This window comes from Actinocrinis sp., assembly GCF_035653575.1.
GTDB lineage: Bacteria > Actinomycetota > Actinomycetes > Streptomycetales > Catenulisporaceae > Actinocrinis.
Window position 1 is genome coordinate 55223 of sequence record NZ_DASRBQ010000009.1, and the last position, 17288, is coordinate 72510.

Below are 17288 nucleotides of genomic sequence, written 5' to 3' on the forward strand. Positions count from 1 at the left end.
TGTCGTCGAGCGGGCCGCCCGGCCCGCTCGATTGCGGTCACCCTACCGGCTGCCGGCGGTGTGGATCACGGGCCGTCAGTTGCCGTTGCCGCCGCCACCGTTGCCGAGGCCGTTCGCCACGGCGTCCGAGAGGTTCTGCAACTCGCCGTTCAGCTGGTCCGCCGGGTCCTGGGCGATCTGGCCGTTGTCCAGGTCGTCGTTGATCTTCTGCTGGACCGCGGCGATCTTCTGCTGGACGGCCCGCCGCTGCCGGTTCCCGCCGCCGTTGTTCTGCGCGGCCGTGATCGCGTTCTCCAGGTCGCTGAGGGAGTTCTGCAGGTCCCGGCCCGCGTTCGGGTCGATGGTGTCCTGGCCCTGCGCGATGAAGCCGTCGATCTGACCCTTCATGGCCTCGAGATAGCCGATCGGGTCGGCGGCCGGGTCGCCCAGCCCCGCGTTGACATTCGCGGCAGGAGTCGTGGTGACGACGGGGGAGGGCGAAGCCGGGGTCGGCGATGCGGCGGGCGCGCTCGAGCCGGCCGCGCTCTGGCTCGCGGACGGCGGCGGACTCCCGGCCCGGTTGCTCGCATTCTGGCCGTCCAGGACCAGCGCGGTGATCCCGGCGGCGGCCGCGGCGACGAACAGCGCGCCGATCAGCAGTTTGAGTCCCGCGTCGGATCCACGGCGCCGACCTGAACCGCCGCCGGTACGACCGCCGCCGACCGCGCCGGCTCCTGCGCGGCTCCGGCCCGGCAGTGTGCTTGGCTGCGTCGGCACGTCGAATGACGGCATCACCATGGTGCGTTCCGGCGTAGACGGTACGTTCGTCATCGGCCGGGAAAGGAATGCGAACACGTCGGCCGCACTCGGGCGCTGCGTCGGATCCTTGGCCATGCAGCGCAGATACACATCAACGACGCCCTGCGGGATGCCCGGTACGTTCAGAGGCGGCGGCGGTGCGTATACGTGCCCTTCCGCGACTTGTGCGACGTTCGAGCTGTCATAAGGCGGACGCCCGGTCAGGCACCAGTAGAGAACACAGCCGAGCGCGTACACGTCCGACGCCGGCACCGCTCCGCGCCCGGTTAGCTGCTCTGGCGCCATGCACGCGGGGGTGCCGATGGCCATGCTGCCGGTGAGGCTCGAATCGGTTGCGGCCAGCGCGATGCCGAAGTCGAGCAGCTTCGCGCCGGCCGGGGTGAGCACCACATTGGCCGGCTTGACGTCGCGGTGCACGATCCCAGCCTCGTGTGCCGCCCGCAGCGCGTCGGCCAGGTGCGCGCACACGGTGACCGCGTCGGCGATCGGCAGCGGGCCGACTCGCAACCGCTCGGAAAGCGTGACGCCGTGCAGCAGTTCGGTCACCAGCACCGGCTGGACACTGCCGTCCGGCTGCACCTGCTCGAGATAGTCGAAGACGATGGTCACCCGGGGATGGGCCAGCCGGGCCAGTGCGAGCGCCTCGCGCCGCAGCCGCTCGCGCTCGGTCGGATCGGCGAGGGCGGAGCTGTGCAGGAGCTTGACCGCCACGGTTCGGTCCAGCGCGGTGTCTGCGGCCTCCCAGACGGTCGCGCTGCTGCCCGCGCCGAGCGGCCGGACGAGGCGGTACCGATCGGCGATAAGGGTGCCCGGCATCGAGGGTGCGGGCGTCGCGGAGTCCATCCCGGGATTATCGCCTGTCCGGCGTAACGGTCAGGTGAAACCGTGCAAGCTTTGGCGACTCGTAAGATCCCGATCAGCTGGACACACCCGGCGAGCGCGATGAACCGTCAGTTCACGAGCCCGTTGACGACGTTGTCCAGGGCCATCTGCAATATGGCGTCCTGTGCTGCTTTGTCACCCAGATCGAGCGGGCCGTCCAGCAGGAGGGTGGCCAGGCCGTGCACCATCGCCCAGGCGGGGATCTCGGCGTTGGGGCGGCGCTCCGGGCGCAGCAGACCCAACTGCACGAGCAGGTCGAGGCTCTCGCTCAGGATCTTGAACGCGCGGTAACGACGCAGATCCCTGACTCCAGGTGCCGCACCATCCGCATCCGCACCGTCCGGCTGCCCGTGATCACCGCTTTCGGCCTGAACCTCGTCGTCTGCCTCGCTCGCGGGCTGCGCAGTGTGGCAGAACGCGGTACGAAACAGGCCGGGCTCCTCAAGTGCGAAGTGCAGATACGCGAAGCCGACCGCGGTAAGGCGGCGTAGCGCCTCGAAGGCGGGATCCGCCTCCGGTTCCGCGGCGTTGACGCGGGCCTCCATGGCGTCGGCGAGTTCCTGCTGCGCCCGCAACTTGACCGCGTACAGCAGGTCGTCGTGCCCCGCGAAATGCCGATACGCCGCAGCCGGGGACACTCCGACCCGCCGCGCCGCCTCGCGCAGCACCACGGCGTCGGGGCCGCCCTCGCGAGCCAGGGCGACAGCCGCGCTGGTCAGCGCGTTGGCCAGGTCGCCGTGATGGTAACGCGCGCGGCCGAGTCCGGTGGCGGCCTCGGCTTTCGGGCCTGCCTCGGCCCCGGCGTGCGCGTTCATGCCCGCCATTATCACCTGCGCCCTTCGGGACTCCGGGATGTTGACGTCGTTCACATTGCTCGGTACCGTGGCCTTACCCGCGAAGTGAACGACGTACACATTGGGTGCCTCAAGTATGACGGCGCTGCGCGGAGCGGACAACGGGCAAGGCCACTGCCGGCAAGGCCGGACGGCAGCGCGGCGGTAGGCCGGTGGCGACATCAGCAGGTGGCGGCGAGCAAGCAGCCACAGGCAGGCAGTGACACAGGGGACGGCGATCCACCGATGGAGGGCGGACGGATGCTTCACCGGCTTGGCGATTTGATGTACCGGCGGGCAAGACTCGTGCTGCTGGTGACGGGCATTTTGTTAGCAGTGGCGGCGGTGATCGGCGTCGGTGCTTTCGGAAAGCTGCAAGGCGGCGGCTTCGACGACCCGAACTCGGCGTCGACGAAGGCCGCCCACCAGATCGACGCGCGTTTCGGCGGCCAGGACAACCTGATCCTGCTCGTGCGCGCGCAACACGGAACGGTCGATTCCCCGGACGTGCAGAGCGCCGGGCTGCGGCTGAGCAACGCGCTCGAAGCACGCACCGCGACGATCGACCGCGTCACGTCTTACTGGACCACCCCGGCGCCGGCGCTGCGTTCGAAGGACGGCACGCAGGCGATGGTGCTGCTGCACATCAAGGGCGACGACCAGCAGGTCACCGACGGCGCCAAGAGCCTGATCGCCACGTACACGGCGCCCGGCGCGGGCATCGGCAGTCCGGCGATCTCGGCCCTGGCCGGCGGCGACGCGGCGGTCAACGTGCAGGTCAACGCCCAGGTAGGCAAGAGCCTTGCGCTGGCCGAGGGAATCGCCGTGCCGCTCATCCTCATCCTGCTGATCTTCGCCTTCGGCAGCGTGGTCTCCGCGCTGCTGCCGCTGGCGATCGGCGGCATCGCGATCCTGGCGACCTTCGCCGAGCTGTTCATCCTCGGCTCGATCACCAACGTGTCCATCTACGCGATCAGCCTGACCACCCAGCTCGGCCTCGGCCTCGGCATCGACTACGCGCTGCTGATGGTCAGCCGCTTCCGCGAGCAGCTCGCCGCCGGGCAGGACGTGCGCGAGGCGGTCGTGCACACTACGGCCACGGCCGGTCGCACGGTCCTGTTCTCGGCGACCACCGTCGCCGTGGCGCTCACCGCCCTGCTCATCTTCCCGCAGTACTTCCTCAAGTCCTTCGCGTTCGCGGGTATCGGCGTCGCGCTGATCGCCGCGATCAGCACGGTCATCGTCATCCCGGCGCTGCTCGCGCTCCTCGGGCACCGGGTCAACGCGGGTCGCCTGCGCTGGGCCGCATCAGGGCGCGGAGACGCCTCGCCGCTGTGGGGCCGGATCGCCCGCGGCGTCACCCGTCGGCCGGTGCTTGCCGCGCTGCCGGTGCTGGCCGTGCTTCTGGTCGCCGCGTCCCCGTTGCTCGGTGTGACTTTCGGCACGCCGGACCAGACCGTGCTGCGGCCCGGGATGTCCAGCCGGCAGGTCTCCGAAGCCGTCAGCGCGGACTTCTCGGGCAACACCGCGACGACCGTCAACGTGATCACTTCCGGACCCGTCGCGTCCACCGCCGCGAACGCCAACTACGCGCGTCAGCTCTCGACATTGCCCGGCGTCGTCCGAGTCGACAGCAGCGCCGGAACCTTCGCGGCCGGTCAGGCCGCGCAGGGTGACCCCGGCAACGCGGCACTCGGCAACGCGGCGGCGCAGCGGTACACGGTCGTCATCGCGCCCGACCCGACTTCGTCGGCCGCGCAGCAGCTCGTCGGCGACATCAGAGCACTGCCTGGGCCGGATCATGTCGGGACGCTGGTCGGCGGGCGCACCGCGGCGCTGGTCGACGCCAAGAGCTCGATCGGGTCGCACCTGCCCTGGGCGCTGCTGATCGTGGTGATCGCCACCTTCCTGCTGTTGTTCCTGTTCACCGGCAGCGTGATCCAGCCCCTCCGGGCCCTGATCGTCAATGGTCTGAGCCTGTCGGCGGCGCTCGGCGTGATGACCTGGGTCTTCCAGGACGGCCATCTCACCTCCCTGCTGGCCGCCACGCCGCGGCCGATGGACACCTCGATGACAGTGCTCGCACTCTGCCTCGCCTTCGGCCTGTCGATGGACTACGAGGTCTTCCTTACCAGCCGTATCAAGGAGATGCACGATCAGGGCGCAGATACGACCACCGCGGTCGTGCACGGCCTGGCTCGCACCGGACGGATCGTGTCCACGGCCGCCGGACTGCTCGCGGTCACCTTCTTCGCCTTCGGGACCAGCAGCGTCAGCTTCCTGCAGATGCTCGGGCTCGGCGCCGGACTCGCCGTGCTGCTTGACGCGACCCTGATACGCGGGGTGCTCGTGCCGTCGGTCACCGCGCTCGCCGGAGAGCGCATCTGGTACGCCCCGAGCTGGCTGCGCGCGGCGCATCGCCGCATCGGACTGACCGAAGGACCAGTGACTGAACAACCGGACAGCCGCTACAGTCAACTGGCACACGCAGACAACGGTTAGTCGGTTAGTCGGTCTTCGAGGTCGGCCCGGACGCGGTCCGGCCGAGGCCGTCGGCTGGCGCGGAAGGGATCCGGGCCGATGAGCGACGAGCGCGGCTGGTATCAGGGCGGCGAGCACGGCGCCGGGGGCGACGACGGGTTGTCGGAGGCTTACCGGGAGTGGCAGCGCCAGCAGCAGCTGCAACGCCCCTGGGACCGGCAGCAGCCGTGGCAGCAGGAGGCCGGGACCGAGCCCGCCGCAGGCTCCGGTGCGGGCGCCGAGGCGGCGGCCACACCGGAGGCGTCGGCGGACTCGTGGCTGCGGCCGAGTGCCGGCGGCCAGGCGAGCGTCGACCGCAGGACCGAGTACGCGAGGCAGAGCCCTGACGCCCAGGGCTCCCACGCGTGGCGCGGACCGTCCCGGCAGAGCCCTGACGAAGCGCGGCCGGACGCGGCGCAGCACCGATCGGGGGACCCGGCGCCGCAGCGGCCGGGCCCGGGTACCCGGCGGCTGGACGCGGCGCCGCAGCAGGGCTCTGAGAGCTGGCTCGGCGGCAGTTCGCCGGAAGCCGGGGCGGCCTCCGGGCTGCCGAGCGGCGTCGGCGTGCCGCGCGAGGACGACTTCCGGCCGGTCTACCAGCGCGAGGAGACCCCCGAACCGCCGCGCCCGCAGCCGAGCCGCGTGCAGCCGGCGCTGCCGTCCACGTCCTTCCCACCGCAGCCGCCGCATCCGGGACCGGGCGCGATCTCCGCGCCGAACCCGATGCAGCCGGTGCCGCCGCACGGTCAAGCGCCGTCGCCGCAGCTGACGCCGCCGCGCCCGCCACAACCGCAGTCGGCCCCCGGACACGGCTACCTGCCGAGGCAAGCGCGTCCGCACGCCGCGTTGCCGCCGGGACCCGTGCCGTCGCCGACGCCGACCGGCACGCCGCCGCCCTCCGGACCGTCCTCGCCGACGTCGTCGTTCCAGCCGCCGACTCCGATCCCGCCGCAGGCCCAGCCGCGATTAGACGGACCGCCGCTGCCGACGAGGGCGCGGCACGGCGCAGCTCCCGACAGCGCCGAGGCGGATCGCCCACCGCAGCCCGACTTCGGTGACCTGCCCACCGGCGCCGATCTGCCCCGCATCTCCGATCCGACCAGGCGCGGCCGCGGCGACAGCGGGCAGTTCAAGACCGGCCAGTTCGACGCGGGCGCGTCCAGTACCGGCCAGTTCGCTTCCGGGCAATTCGCCTCAGCACAGTTCGACCGCACACAGTTCGAGCCGAAGCCGTTCGAGCCGAACGCCTTCGCACCGAATCCCGCGGACACCGGTCAGCGCCCTACGGGACAGCAGCCCACCGGTCAGCGCCCTACGGGACAGCAGCCCACCGGACAGCGCCCAAGCGGTCAGCGCCCAACCGGTCAGAGCCCCACCAGCCAGTTCGACCCGGACCGGTTCGATTCCGGCCAGTTCCCGACCCGCGGCGGCGGCGACTACTTCGACTCGGGCCAGCACCGCACCGCGCAATTCGGCGGCCCCGCGTTCGAAGCCCCGCCCCGCCCCGACGCCGCAGGACCTGACGGCCAGCGCCCCGACGCGTTCCGTCCCGAGACTTCGCGTTCTGAGCCACCCCGCCCGGAAGGCCTGCGCCCGGGCCAGCCACGGCCCGACGGCCCGCGACCGGGTCAGTACCCTGCCGGAGGCACCCGCCCCGGCGACTCGCGCAGTGACATCCCCGCGGCGCCCTTCGCGGCTTCACCCGGCCCCTCCTCATCCCCGCCGCCGCCTTCCGGCTCGCGTCCGTCGGGCTCCGGCGCGCAGCGACCGGGTGCACCCGGATCCGACGCGTGGCCCGGCACACGGTCGCCGTCCGGCGGCCTGCCTTCCTCCGCGACCGACGAGCCGTCCACCGGATCGATACCGCGCCAGTCGCGGCTTGAGGCCGGCCGCGCCGCCCGCGCTGAGGGCCGCACGAACCGCGACATCGACCTCGACGACGAGGAAAGCCCGCGCGGCCGCTCCGCCCACGGCCGCAGTTCGCACGGCGCCGGCAGCGGCAGAGGGGAGCACGGCGGCAACAACGGCGCCGCGGGCGGCAACCGGAAGCTGATGATCATCGGCGGCACCGTCGGCGTCGTGGTGCTCGCGCTGATCGCCTACTTCGTCACCCGGCCGTCCGGGAATTCCGGTAGCGGCGCGGTCGCGGACCCGACCTCCGCCTCTCAGGGCCCGATGAACCAGACCACGACCACTCCGGACGCGGGCGCCATGGCCTCCGCCAGCGCGACGAACGGCGCGATGACCAACGGGTCGGGCTCGCCGTCCGCCTCGGCCTCCGCGCCCGGGACGACCGGGGCGGCCGCCGTCGACGTCGCGCGCGTCCACGTCGCCGTGTTCAACGCCAGCGGCATCAGCCAGCGCGCCTCGATGATCAAGGCCGCGCTGGTGAAGGACGGCTTCGCGCTCGCCACGGTCGGCGGCAACATGACGAAGACCACCGCCACGAAGATCTTCTACCCGTCGACCCGCGCCGACTCGGCCGCGGCCGTGGCCAAGGCCCTCGCCGTGCCGACCGCGAACCTCACCCAGTCGAACACCTACACCGAGGTCACCGTCGTCATCGGCACCGACTGGGCGACCGGAGACACGTACCCGGCGGGCTGACCGCCCGGATCGCCACGAAACCAATCAGGTCTCTGTCTCCCGTTGAACGGGAGACAGAGACCTGATTGGTTCTTGCCGAGCCGAGCAGGACGCGCTACTGCGCCAGGCCCCGCTCCTGCGCGATCAAGTCGCGGTACCAGTGCGCGGAGCTCTTCAGGATCCGCTTCTGCGTCGGGTAGTCGACGTACACGATGCCGAAGCGCTTGCCGTACCCGTAAGCCCACTCGAAGTTGTCGTGCAGCGACCACTGGAAGTATCCGCGCAGGTCGACCCCGTCCTCGATGGCGCGCGCCGCCGCGTCGATGTGGTCGGACACGTACGCGATCCGCTCCGGGTCGTGCACCTCGCCGGTCGGGCCGACGTAGTCGTCGTTCGCCATGCCGTTCTCGGTGATGAGCATCGGGATGCCGTCGTAGTCCCGGTGCACCCGCAGCAGCAGCTCGTGCAGCCCGTCCGCGTCGATCGGCCAGTCCATCACCGTGCGCGGCAGGTCCACCGGCGGGAAGGTGAGGTCGCCGCAGCCGGGGTGGTCGGTCACCTCTTCGACGTGGCCGCTGCCGTCGGGGGCCGCCACGGTCAGCGGCGTGTAGTAGTTGATGCCTAGGGCGTCGAGCCGGGCGTTGATCTGCGCCGGGTCGCCGTCGCGGATGAACGACCAGTCGGTGATGCCCGCGGTGTCCGCCAGCACGTCCGCCGGGTACTCGCCGCGCAGCATCGGGTCGAGGAACAGCCGGTTCGCGACTCCGTCGATGCGGCGCTTGGCCTCCTGGTCCTCGGGGCTGTCACTGGCCGCCCGGACCGCGCACAGGTTCAGCGTCACCGACAACTGCGCCGCCGCGCCGACGGTCGCGCGCACCGCCTGGACGCCGAGGCCGTGCGCGAGGTTGAGGTGATGCACCGCGGCCAGCGACGCGGCCTGGTCGATCCGGCCGGGGGCGTGCTTCCCGCTGCTGTAACCCAGATAGGCCGAGCACCACGGCTCGTTCAGCGTGGTCCAGAACTCGACCCGGTCGCCGAGCCGGCGCGCGACGTGCTCGGCGTACTCGGCGAAGCGCAGCGCGGTCTCCCGGTTGGTCCAGCCGCCCTGGTCCTCGAGCGCCTGCGGCAGATCCCAGTGGTAGAGCGTCAGGAACGGCGTGATGCCGAAGGAGAGCAGCTCGTCGACGAGCCGCTCGTAGAAGTCCAGGCCGCGCGCGTTGACCGGGCCGCTGCCGGTGGGCTGCACCCGCGGCCAGGCAGTGGAGAAGCGGTAGGCGGTCAGGCCGAGGTCGGCCATGATCCGCACGTCCTCGCGGTAGCGGTGGTAGTGGTCGATGGCCACGTCGCCGGTGTCGCCGTTGCGCACCTTGCCCGGCGTGCGCGAGAAGGTGTCCCAGATCGACGGGCCGCGACCGTCCTCGTTCCAGGCGCCCTCGATCTGGTAGGAGGACGAGGCCGCCCCCCAGTGGAAGCCGGCCGGGAAACGGCGCGGCGGAGCGGCGGTCGCCGCGGCCCCCTGCGTCCCAACTCCGACTCGGGCGGCTCCCGCGGTGACTGTCATGGGGAATCCCCTCTTCCGGTGGCCCGACCGCAGCCGGGTACACCCCGCGCCGCACCCGACAGCCCCGCGTCGTCGCGCTCACCGAAAGCGCGCTGTCGTGGGCCGACCACTGACCGTATTATTCGCCGACCGAGCCCGGTGACGCGAGCGCGGCCGTGTACGGAGCGCCGACCTTGAGAGCGCTCTCACGGGATCAGGATCCCGGTACGGACCACCGCTGTCAAACGTGCCTCGCGAACGGGCGTGCGACCAGCGGTTCGAGATGAAACTCGCACCATCCCGCAACGCGCTCGCCGGGCGATCATCGCGAGCGCCGCGCCGCATGGGGTCGCGCGGCGGTGGCGACAGCTTACGCTCCGTCAGATTTCAGCGGGCGGTGGTGAGGACATTCGTCGAGCCAGTGGGGCTGGCCGAGAGGGTTGAGTGGCGGGCTGCTGCTTACGCTCCGTCAGATTGCGGTGTGCGCTCGTGGTGGGCGAAGCCGACTGCGGGCCGCACATGTCGAGTTAGGTGGTGCAACTTACGCCCCGTCAGGTCTCGGGGCGCTGGTGGTGAGGGCGTTCGTCGAGCCAGTGGCGGCGGCCGAGCGAGATGAGTCGCAGCTGCATGCGTGCCGCTTCCACGATGGCCTGCTCGTTCTGCCGTGTCCCGGTGCCGGCGTGCGTTTCAATGCCGGCCGCACTTACCCCGCCCCCCACTTCGGTCGGCTCCACGCCGAGGCGCGGCTCGCCGGTCGTCGCCTCCAGGATCGCGGTCGCGGTCAGCATCGTGTGGTTGACGTAGAGCTCTGCCAAGATACGGATCTCGTTCGCCGACCAGCCCGTCGAATCCGGCTGCGCGGACAGGTCCTCGACCAGGTCGCGCACGAAGCCGTCCAGTTCGGCGGCGATGGCGGCGCGCACAGCCGCGACTCCGCCGTGGCGCTCGCGGGCGAGGAAGCGGAAGTGCGCGGGCTGCTCGTGCACGTGCTCGGCGATCACGTCCACGGACCGGCCGATCACGTCGTCCACGTCACCGCCCTGCGCGCGGATCTCCCGCACCATGGCGCGCAAGCTGCCGAAGGACTCCTCGACCAGCGCGACGCCGAGCGCCGCGATGTCGGGAAAGTGCCGATAGAACGCGGCCGGAGCGATGCCCGCAGCACGGGTGACCTCGCGCAAGCCGAGGCTGCTGAGGCTCTGCTGCTCCAGCAGTTGAAGCGCGGAGTCGAGCAGTGCCTGGCGGGTCCGCTGCTTTCGCACCTGCCGGACGCCGGCGGCGACCTCGGTTCCGCTGGCGTGCGCCGTTCCAGCCTCGGCCGTGGCCCCGGTCTCCAGCTCGGCTTCGTCCTCGGCCCCGGCCTCGACGTCAAACGCGGCGCCAAGCGTCCCGAGCCTGATGTCGGCGGGCGCCGGACCTGCCTTTTCGCGGTGCGGATGGCTCATGTGGCCCAACTCACTCGGTAAACGACTGTTCTCCCACTCGTGGCAGGGTATCCTGGATTTCAGTGAACAACTGTTACGGATTTAGGCGACGACGCCTAGCTGTCGCTGCCACTGCTACCGGTCGCGACCCAACCGCGGCCCGGAAGGCGGAACCATGATTCTCCTGATGGCGGGACTCACCGTGTTCGCCCTGATCATGGGCGCCCTGTCCCTCGTCTCTGGGCCCGTCGCGCTCGCGCTGACGGCGCTCATCGGCGGCTGGCTGCTCCTGTTCGCGGCCCGCACCGCCCTGTCCAACACCAGCCTCTTCCGCAAGGGGGTGCGTCGTGGCTGACCTCATCTCGAACCACGCCGGTTCGTCGAACCGCGCTGTCTCGTCAAACCGCGCTGTCTCGTCGAACCACACAGCCTCGTTGAACCGCACTGTCGCCTCGAACGGCCAGACCCGCGACACGGCCCGCGACAACAGCGGCAAGTCCGTCGTCGCGTTCATCAGCGGGCTCGTCGGGCTGCTGGTCGGCAACCTCGTGCTCGGCCCGCTCGCGATCGGCCTCGGCATCGCCGCGCTGCGCGGCGCCAACCCGCGCCGCGGCCGCGCCGTGCTGGCGATCGTGCTCGGCGTCGCAGACCTTGCCGTCTTCGCGTTCCTCACCCTGCACTCGGAAGCCGGGCACGGCGTGCTGTGGAAGTTCGGGTCCTGAGCTCGACTTTTCCGACGGGTGCGGCGCCGATCCGTGAAAGATTCACGGTCATGCTGGCCGTACTCCGCCCGCAGAGCGCTTCCCGTTGAGTCCCCGCGGCGCCCTTCGTACCTTCTCCCTGGCTGGTCAGACACGAGGTCCGGCCGGCCGTCGAGAAGGGAGGGCGCGCCGCCGTGTCCACGACCGAACGGGTTGCCCACATCACGGCGCGCCGCTGGAACGCGGTACGCGCGCCGCTCGCCGTGTTGCTCGTCGCCAGTGGCTTGACCATCGCCGTGTCGCAGTCGCAATCGGCCTACGCCGCCGGAACCGTGACGATCAACGGGGCGACGACATATCAGAGCATTACCGGATTCGGTGCCTCCGAGGCCTTCGGCGAAGCGTCGACGGTCATGAGCGCCTCCGCAGCGGTCCAGCAGCAGGTGCTCAGCCTGCTCTACAGCCCGACCTCCGGAGCCGGACTGACCATGCTGCGCAACGAGATCAGCGCCGACTCGGGCAGCACCATCGAGCCGACCTCGCCGGGCAGCCCCACCGCCGCCCCGTCGTACGTGTCGCTGGCCTCGATCAACCAGGACCAGGGCCAGCTGTGGTTCGCCCAGCAGATCAAGAGCCTCTACGGCGTCAACAACGTCTTCGCCGACGCCTGGAGCGCCCCCGCGTTCATGAAGACCAACAACTCCACCAGCAACGGCGGAGCGGTGTGCGGCCTGACCGGTGCCACGTGCGGTAGCGGCAACTGGGTGCAGGCGTACTCCAACTACCTGGTCCAGTACGCCCAGGACTATGCGGCCGCGGGCGTCCCGCTCACCTACATCGGTCCCGAGAACGAGGCCAACCTCTCGACGAGCTACGACAGCATGCAGCTGAGCCCGTCGCAGACCGCGCAGCTGCTCGACACGCTCGGCCCCGCCGTGGCGAATTCCGGCCTGTCCACGCAGGTGGAGTGCTGCGCGACGGAGGGTTGGGACTACGCGAGCCAGTACGCGTCCGCGATCGCGAGTGACTCGACCGCCAACTCGTATACCAAGGTGCTGACCAGCCACGGCTACACCGCGGCGCCGACCTCGCCGCTGTCCGGCTGGAGCAAGCCGACCTGGCAGACCGAGTGGTCCACGTTCGACGGCTTCAACTCGGCCTGGGACGACGGCAGCGACGCCTCCGGCTTCACCTGGGCGCAGCACATCCACCAGGGCCTGACCGGCGCGAACCTGAGCGCCTTCCTGTACTGGTGGGGCAGCACCACCCCGTCCGAGAACGGCGACAACGAGGGCCTGCTGGAGATCAACGGCTCCTCGGTCATCCCGACCGGCCGGCTCTGGGCCTTCGCCAACTACAGCCGCTACATCCACCCCGGCGCGACCCGCATCGCCGCCACCACCGCGGACAGCGGCCTGAACCTCAGCGCGTACAAGAACACCGACGGCACCGTCGCAGTGGTCGTACTCAACACCGCGAACAGCGCCGACACGGTCAGCTACGCGCTGCAGAACGCCGGCATCACCAGCGGAACCGTGACGCCGGTGCTGACCAACGGCTCGAACAACGCGGCCGCGCAGACCGCGATCCCGCTCTCCGGCGGATCGTTCAGCGCCAGCATTCCGGCGCGTTCGCTGGTGACGTACGTGATCTCGGGCAGCGGCAGCTCCGGCAGCCCCTCGGCGAGCCCGAGCACGAGCCCGTCGTCCTCGCCGTCCTCGTCCCCGTCCGCCTCTCCCTCCTCCTCCCCGTCGTCTTCGCCCTCCGCCTCGCCGAGCGCGAGCACCGGCGGCGCGACGTGCAACGTCTCGTACGTGAAGTCCAGCGAGTGGCCCGGCGGCTTCGTCGCGAACCTGACCATCAAGAACACCGGCACATCAACCATCAATGGCTGGACACTCAAGTTCGCCTATCCCGGCGACCAGAAGGTGACCAATGCCTGGAGCACGACGGTGACGCAGAGCGGAACAGCGGTCACCGCCACGAACGTCTCCTACGACGGGACGATCAGTCCAGGCGGAACCGTCTCGGTCGGCTGGCAGGGCACCTGGACAAGCAGCGACGCGACGCCGACGGCCTTCACGCTCAACGGAGCCGCCTGTTCGACGTCGTAACGCAACCACCGCTCGCCTAACCCATTGACCGAATAATCCCGTACTCATGCCGAACGCCACGCGCTACCGTGGCCGGATGACCAAGACCGACGCCGCTCCCCGCGTGGCGTTCGGCATGAGAGCCCTGAGAGAACACCCGCTGCTGCGTGGCCGGATCGCGGTCGCGCTGCTGTTTCTCCTTTACGGCGTCATCCTCGGCTCCTGGACCGCACGGATCCCGGCCGTCAAGCAGCGGCTCGGCGTCAGCGACGGCCAGCTCAGCCTGGCGCTGCTCGCCTTCGCCGCCGGGGCGATCGTCGGCATGCAGGCGGTGGGCCGGCTCGTGGACCGATACGGCAGCAGGCGCGTCATGCTTCCGGCCGCGCTCGTGGACGGCGCGCTGCTGCTCGGCCCGGCGTTCGCGCCGGACCTGCCGCTGCTCGTGCTGGCGCTGTTCGGCTTTGGCGCGGTGCACGGCACGCTCAACGTCGCGATGAACGCGAACGCGGTCGAGGTGCAACGCGCCTGGGGAAGGCCGATCATCTCCTCGTTTCACGCGGTGTACAGCATCGGCGGCTTCATAGGCTCCGCGCTAGGCGGCGTGTACGCGCGCGCCGGGCTTGGCCCGGCGGTGAGCTTCGCGACCGTCACGGGGCTGGTCGTGCTTGGAGTCGGCTGGTCATCGCGATGGGCTCTATCGCAACAGGCGATGACAGCCCTGAACGGAGCCGGTCCCGCTGAGCCGCAGTCACCGCAGCCTGCTGACTCGACGCCACCTTCCACCCGCACCACCTCGTCTCCGGCGCCTTCTTCGTCTCCGTCTCCGCTCACCCGCCTGCGGACTTTCCTCGCTCCGTCCGGCGCGATCCTCTTCCTGGGCGCGCTAGCGTTCTGCTGCCTGGTCGGAGAGGGCGCGGCGGCGGACTGGAGCGCGGTCTATCTGCGCGACAATCTGCACACCAGCGCCGGATTCGCCGCCACCGCCTACGCCGCGTTCGCGATCGCGATGACCGCGGGCCGGCTGGTGGGGGACCGGCTCACCGCGGCACTCGGGCCCGTCCGCCTAGTGCGCGGCTGCGGTGTCCTCGCCTCGGTCGGCCTCGCCGCCGGACTGCTCGTCAACGCGCCGATTGCCGGAGTCATCGGCTTCGCGTGCCTGGGCGCGGGCCTGTCCTGCATCGTTCCGCAGGTGTTCTCCACGGCGGGTAGCCGCGATCCGGCCCGCGCGGGCGAGGCGATCGCGCGCGTTGCCAGCCTCGGCTTCATCGGTTTCGTCGTCGGGCCGATCGTCATCGGCGGCGTCGCGGAACTCGTCGGGCTGCCGGCGGCGCTCGCGATCCCGGTCGTGCTGGTGATGGCGGTCGCGCTGGCGGCCCCGGCGCTGCGCCCGGCCGCTCCGGGCACCGTTACCCTGGACCGATGATCAGAACCGCCACTTCGGACGACGTACCGGCAATCCTCACCATGATCCGCGAGCTCGCCGAATACGAGCGTGCTCCCCACGAGGTGACAGCAACCGAGGAGCATCTGCGTACCGCGCTGTTCGGTGAGAATCCCGCCGTGTACGCGCTCATCGCCGAGAACGACGACACCGGTGAAGCGGTCGGCTTCGCGATGTGGTTCCTGAACTTCTCCACCTGGCTCGGCCGACACGGCGTCTACTTGGAAGACCTGTACGTCAAGCCGCACGCCCGCGGTGAAGGGCACGGCCGTGCGCTGCTCACCCGGCTCGCGCAGATCGCGGTCGAGCGCGGCTGCGGCCGGGTCGAGTGGGCGGTGCTGGACTGGAACGAGCCGTCGATCGGCTTCTACAAGTCGCTCGGCGCGGTGCCGATGGACGAGTGGACGATCTTCCGCCTCACCGGCGACTCCCTCGCCCGCCTGGCCGCGTCCTAGGCCCGGTTTGGAACCTCTCGCCTGGGCCACTCTCCAAACCGGGCCCAGGCCTGGCGGCGCGGTCCGTTTCAGCGGCCGGTCCCGGCGGCCGCCCAGGCTATGCGAGCACCTTGCTCTCCCCTGCTGACCAGCCGCTTTCTTCCTCCGCGAGCGATCTGTCAGTGCCTCGCGGCACCATGGGGACATGCTCTTCGCCGAGGTCGTCCAAGTCTCCGCCGCCGTCGCGGCGACTCGGTCGCGCCTGGCCAAGGTCGACGCGCTGGCCGGCATCCTGCGCGCCGCCGCCTCGAGCGAGCAGGCTCCGGCCGCGGTTCGCGTCGTCGTGGCGTTCCTCGTCGGCGTGCCGCTGCAGGGGCGCTTCGGGACCGGATGGCGCACTTTGGTCCAGCTGGACGCGGCACCTGCCGCCGAGCCCACGCTGACCGTCGGCGAGGTGGACACCGCCCTGGAAAGCCTCGCGGGCACCTCGGGAACCGGCTCGCGCGGGCGTCGCGGCGAGCTGCTCGGCGCACTGCTGCGGGCCGCCACCGCAGAGGAGCAGAACTTCCTGCTGCGGCTGCTTACCGGTGAGCTGCGGCAGGGCGCGCTCGAAGGCGTCATGCTCGACGCGGTCGCCAAGGCTGCGGACGTGCCCGGTGAACAGGTCCGCCGGGCCTTCATGCTCTCCGGCTCGCTGCCCGACACCGCCGCGGCCGCGCTGCACGGCGGCCCGGACGCGCTCGCCGCCTTCGCCCTGCAGATCGGCCGGCCGATACGCCCGATGCTCGCTTCTCCGGCCGAGTCGCTGCCGGACGCGCTCACCGAACTCGGCGAGGTGAGCGTCGAGTACAAGCTGGACGGCGCGCGAATACAGGTGCACCGCCGCGGCCAGCAGGTCAACATCTTCACCAGAACGCTGCGAGAGATCACCACAAGCGTGCCAGAGCTCGTCGAACTGGTCCGCGCGCTGCCCTGCGAGACGCTGGTGCTCGACGGCGAAACCCTGGCGCTGACCGACGAGGGCCGGCCGCGGCCGTTCCAGGAGACGATGAGCCGCTTCGGCGCCACCTCCGAGCGCGATCTGCTGCTGCATCCGTACTTCTTCGACTGCCTGCATCTCGACGGCGTGGACCTGCTCGACGCGCCGCTGACCGAACGCCAGGCCGCCCTGCAGCGCGTCGCCGGGCCATACGTCATCCCCGGCGCGTACCGGCCGAGCCAGGACGAGGCGCAGGATCTGCTCGCGGCGGCGCTCGCAGCGGGACACGAAGGCGTCATGGTCAAGGCGCTCGACGCGCCCTACGCGGCCGGCCGCCGCGGTCGCTCCTGGCAGAAGGTCAAGCCGGTGCACACCCTCGACCTGGTCGTCCTCGCCGCGGAATGGGGCCACGGCCGCCGCACCGGGTACCTGTCCAACCTGCACCTCGGCGCGCGCGACCCGGACGGCGGTCCGCCGATCATGGTCGGCAAGACCTTCAAGGGCCTCACCGACGAGCTGCTGGCCTGGCAGACCGAGCAGTTCCCCAAGATCGAGCAGCGGCGCACCGACTGGACCGTGTACCTGCGGCCTGAACTGGTCGTCGAGATCGAGCTCGACGGGGTGCAGGTCAGCCCGCGCTATCCCGGCGGGGTCGCGCTGCGCTTCGCCCGCGTGCTGCGCTACCGCCCGGACAAGGACGCCGCGGACGCCGACACGATCACCTCTGTGCGCGCCCTGCTCCCGGCGCGCGAGCCGGGCGATTCGGCGCCGGATTCCGGCTCAGCGGCTGGTGAGGCGGCGGATGCCGAAGAGGCTTGAGGGCCGGGCTCAGCGGGCTGAACCACCATACGCCGGAGACCAGAGAAAACCCTGGTACCGATTTTGCCTGAGCTAAACGATGCAGGCCTTCCCCCCACCGGGCGAAGCTGACACACTAGCTCATGATCAGACACCCCACCCCGTCTGATCCATCACCCGGCGTGTGGATTCGTTCCCGCCGGAAGGGTCCCCGGCATCGCATCCCCCCCGTGATGCCGGGGACCGCCCCGTTTCCGGG

12 protein-coding genes are annotated in these 17288 nt (G+C 70.7%); 8 read left to right on the plus strand and 4 right to left on the minus strand.

From position 1 onward, the window contains the following. Positions 1 to 75 precede the first annotated feature (75 nt). Both VFA06_RS01630 and VFA06_RS01635 read right to left on the minus strand, forming a co-directional pair. Positions 76 to 1641, minus strand: coding sequence for a serine/threonine-protein kinase (locus VFA06_RS01630; protein ID WP_324838535.1), 1566 nt, complete (start codon positions 1639 to 1641; stop codon positions 76 to 78). Between the two features lie 107 nt (positions 1642 to 1748). Beyond that, complete coding sequence (locus tag VFA06_RS01635; protein WP_324838536.1) at positions 1749 to 2495, minus strand: helix-turn-helix domain-containing protein; 747 nt, start codon at positions 2493 to 2495, stop codon at positions 1749 to 1751. Positions 2496 to 2774: 279 nt separating this feature from the next. Here VFA06_RS01635 and VFA06_RS01640 point away from each other — a divergent pair, with 279 nt between their 5' ends. Both VFA06_RS01640 and VFA06_RS01645 read left to right on the plus strand, forming a co-directional pair. Next, on the plus strand, positions 2775 to 5015 hold the full coding sequence (locus VFA06_RS01640; RefSeq protein ID WP_324838537.1) for an MMPL family transporter: 2241 nt from the start codon (positions 2775 to 2777) through the stop codon (positions 5013 to 5015). 78 nt (positions 5016 to 5093) lie between these two features. Beyond that, on the plus strand, positions 5094 to 7640 hold the full coding sequence (locus tag VFA06_RS01645; protein WP_324838538.1) for a LytR C-terminal domain-containing protein: 2547 nt from the start codon (positions 5094 to 5096) through the stop codon (positions 7638 to 7640). Positions 7641 to 7734: 94 nt separating this feature from the next. Here the strand turns inward: VFA06_RS01645 and VFA06_RS01650 are convergent, their stop codons facing one another. Together VFA06_RS01650 and VFA06_RS01655 are read right to left on the minus strand one after the other, a co-directional pair. Further along, complete coding sequence (locus VFA06_RS01650; RefSeq protein WP_324838539.1) at positions 7735 to 9180, minus strand: GH1 family beta-glucosidase; 1446 nt, start codon at positions 9178 to 9180, stop codon at positions 7735 to 7737. Positions 9181 to 9710: 530 nt separating this feature from the next. Next, entirely contained in the window at positions 9711 to 10604 is an 894-nt protein-coding gene (locus VFA06_RS01655; protein ID WP_324838540.1) for a TetR family transcriptional regulator, read from the minus strand. 166 nt (positions 10605 to 10770) lie between these two features. On the opposite strand from VFA06_RS01655, the gene VFA06_RS01660 reads away from it, so the two are divergent. The 6 genes from VFA06_RS01660 (at position 10771) to VFA06_RS01685 (ending at position 17050) form a co-directional block, all read left to right on the plus strand. Next, positions 10771 to 10938 (plus strand): hypothetical protein, encoded by a 168-nt coding sequence (locus VFA06_RS01660; RefSeq protein ID WP_324838541.1) that lies wholly within the window; start codon positions 10771 to 10773, stop codon positions 10936 to 10938. Beyond that, positions 10931 to 11305, plus strand: a complete 375-nt coding sequence (locus VFA06_RS01665; RefSeq protein ID WP_324838542.1) for a hypothetical protein — start codon at positions 10931 to 10933, stop codon at positions 11303 to 11305. The genes VFA06_RS01660 and VFA06_RS01665 overlap by 8 nt, the downstream gene beginning before the upstream one ends. 173 nt (positions 11306 to 11478) lie before the next feature. Then, positions 11479 to 13398 carry a cellulose binding domain-containing protein gene (locus tag VFA06_RS01670; RefSeq protein WP_324838543.1) on the plus strand — a complete coding sequence of 640 codons (1920 nt, stop codon included), beginning with the start codon at positions 11479 to 11481 and terminating at the stop codon, positions 13396 to 13398. 76 nt (positions 13399 to 13474) lie between these two features. Then, positions 13475 to 14800, plus strand: coding sequence for an MFS transporter (locus VFA06_RS01675; protein WP_324838544.1), 1326 nt, complete (start codon positions 13475 to 13477; stop codon positions 14798 to 14800). Continuing rightward, positions 14797 to 15273: a GNAT family N-acetyltransferase gene (locus tag VFA06_RS01680; protein ID WP_324838545.1), complete on the plus strand. Its 477-nt coding sequence runs from the start codon at positions 14797 to 14799 to the stop codon at positions 15271 to 15273. The genes VFA06_RS01675 and VFA06_RS01680 overlap by 4 nt, the downstream gene beginning before the upstream one ends. Positions 15274 to 15457: 184 nt before the next feature. Beyond that, entirely contained in the window at positions 15458 to 17050 is a 1593-nt protein-coding gene (locus VFA06_RS01685) for an ATP-dependent DNA ligase (RefSeq protein WP_324838546.1), read from the plus strand. The last annotated feature ends 238 nt before the right edge of the window (positions 17051 to 17288 follow it).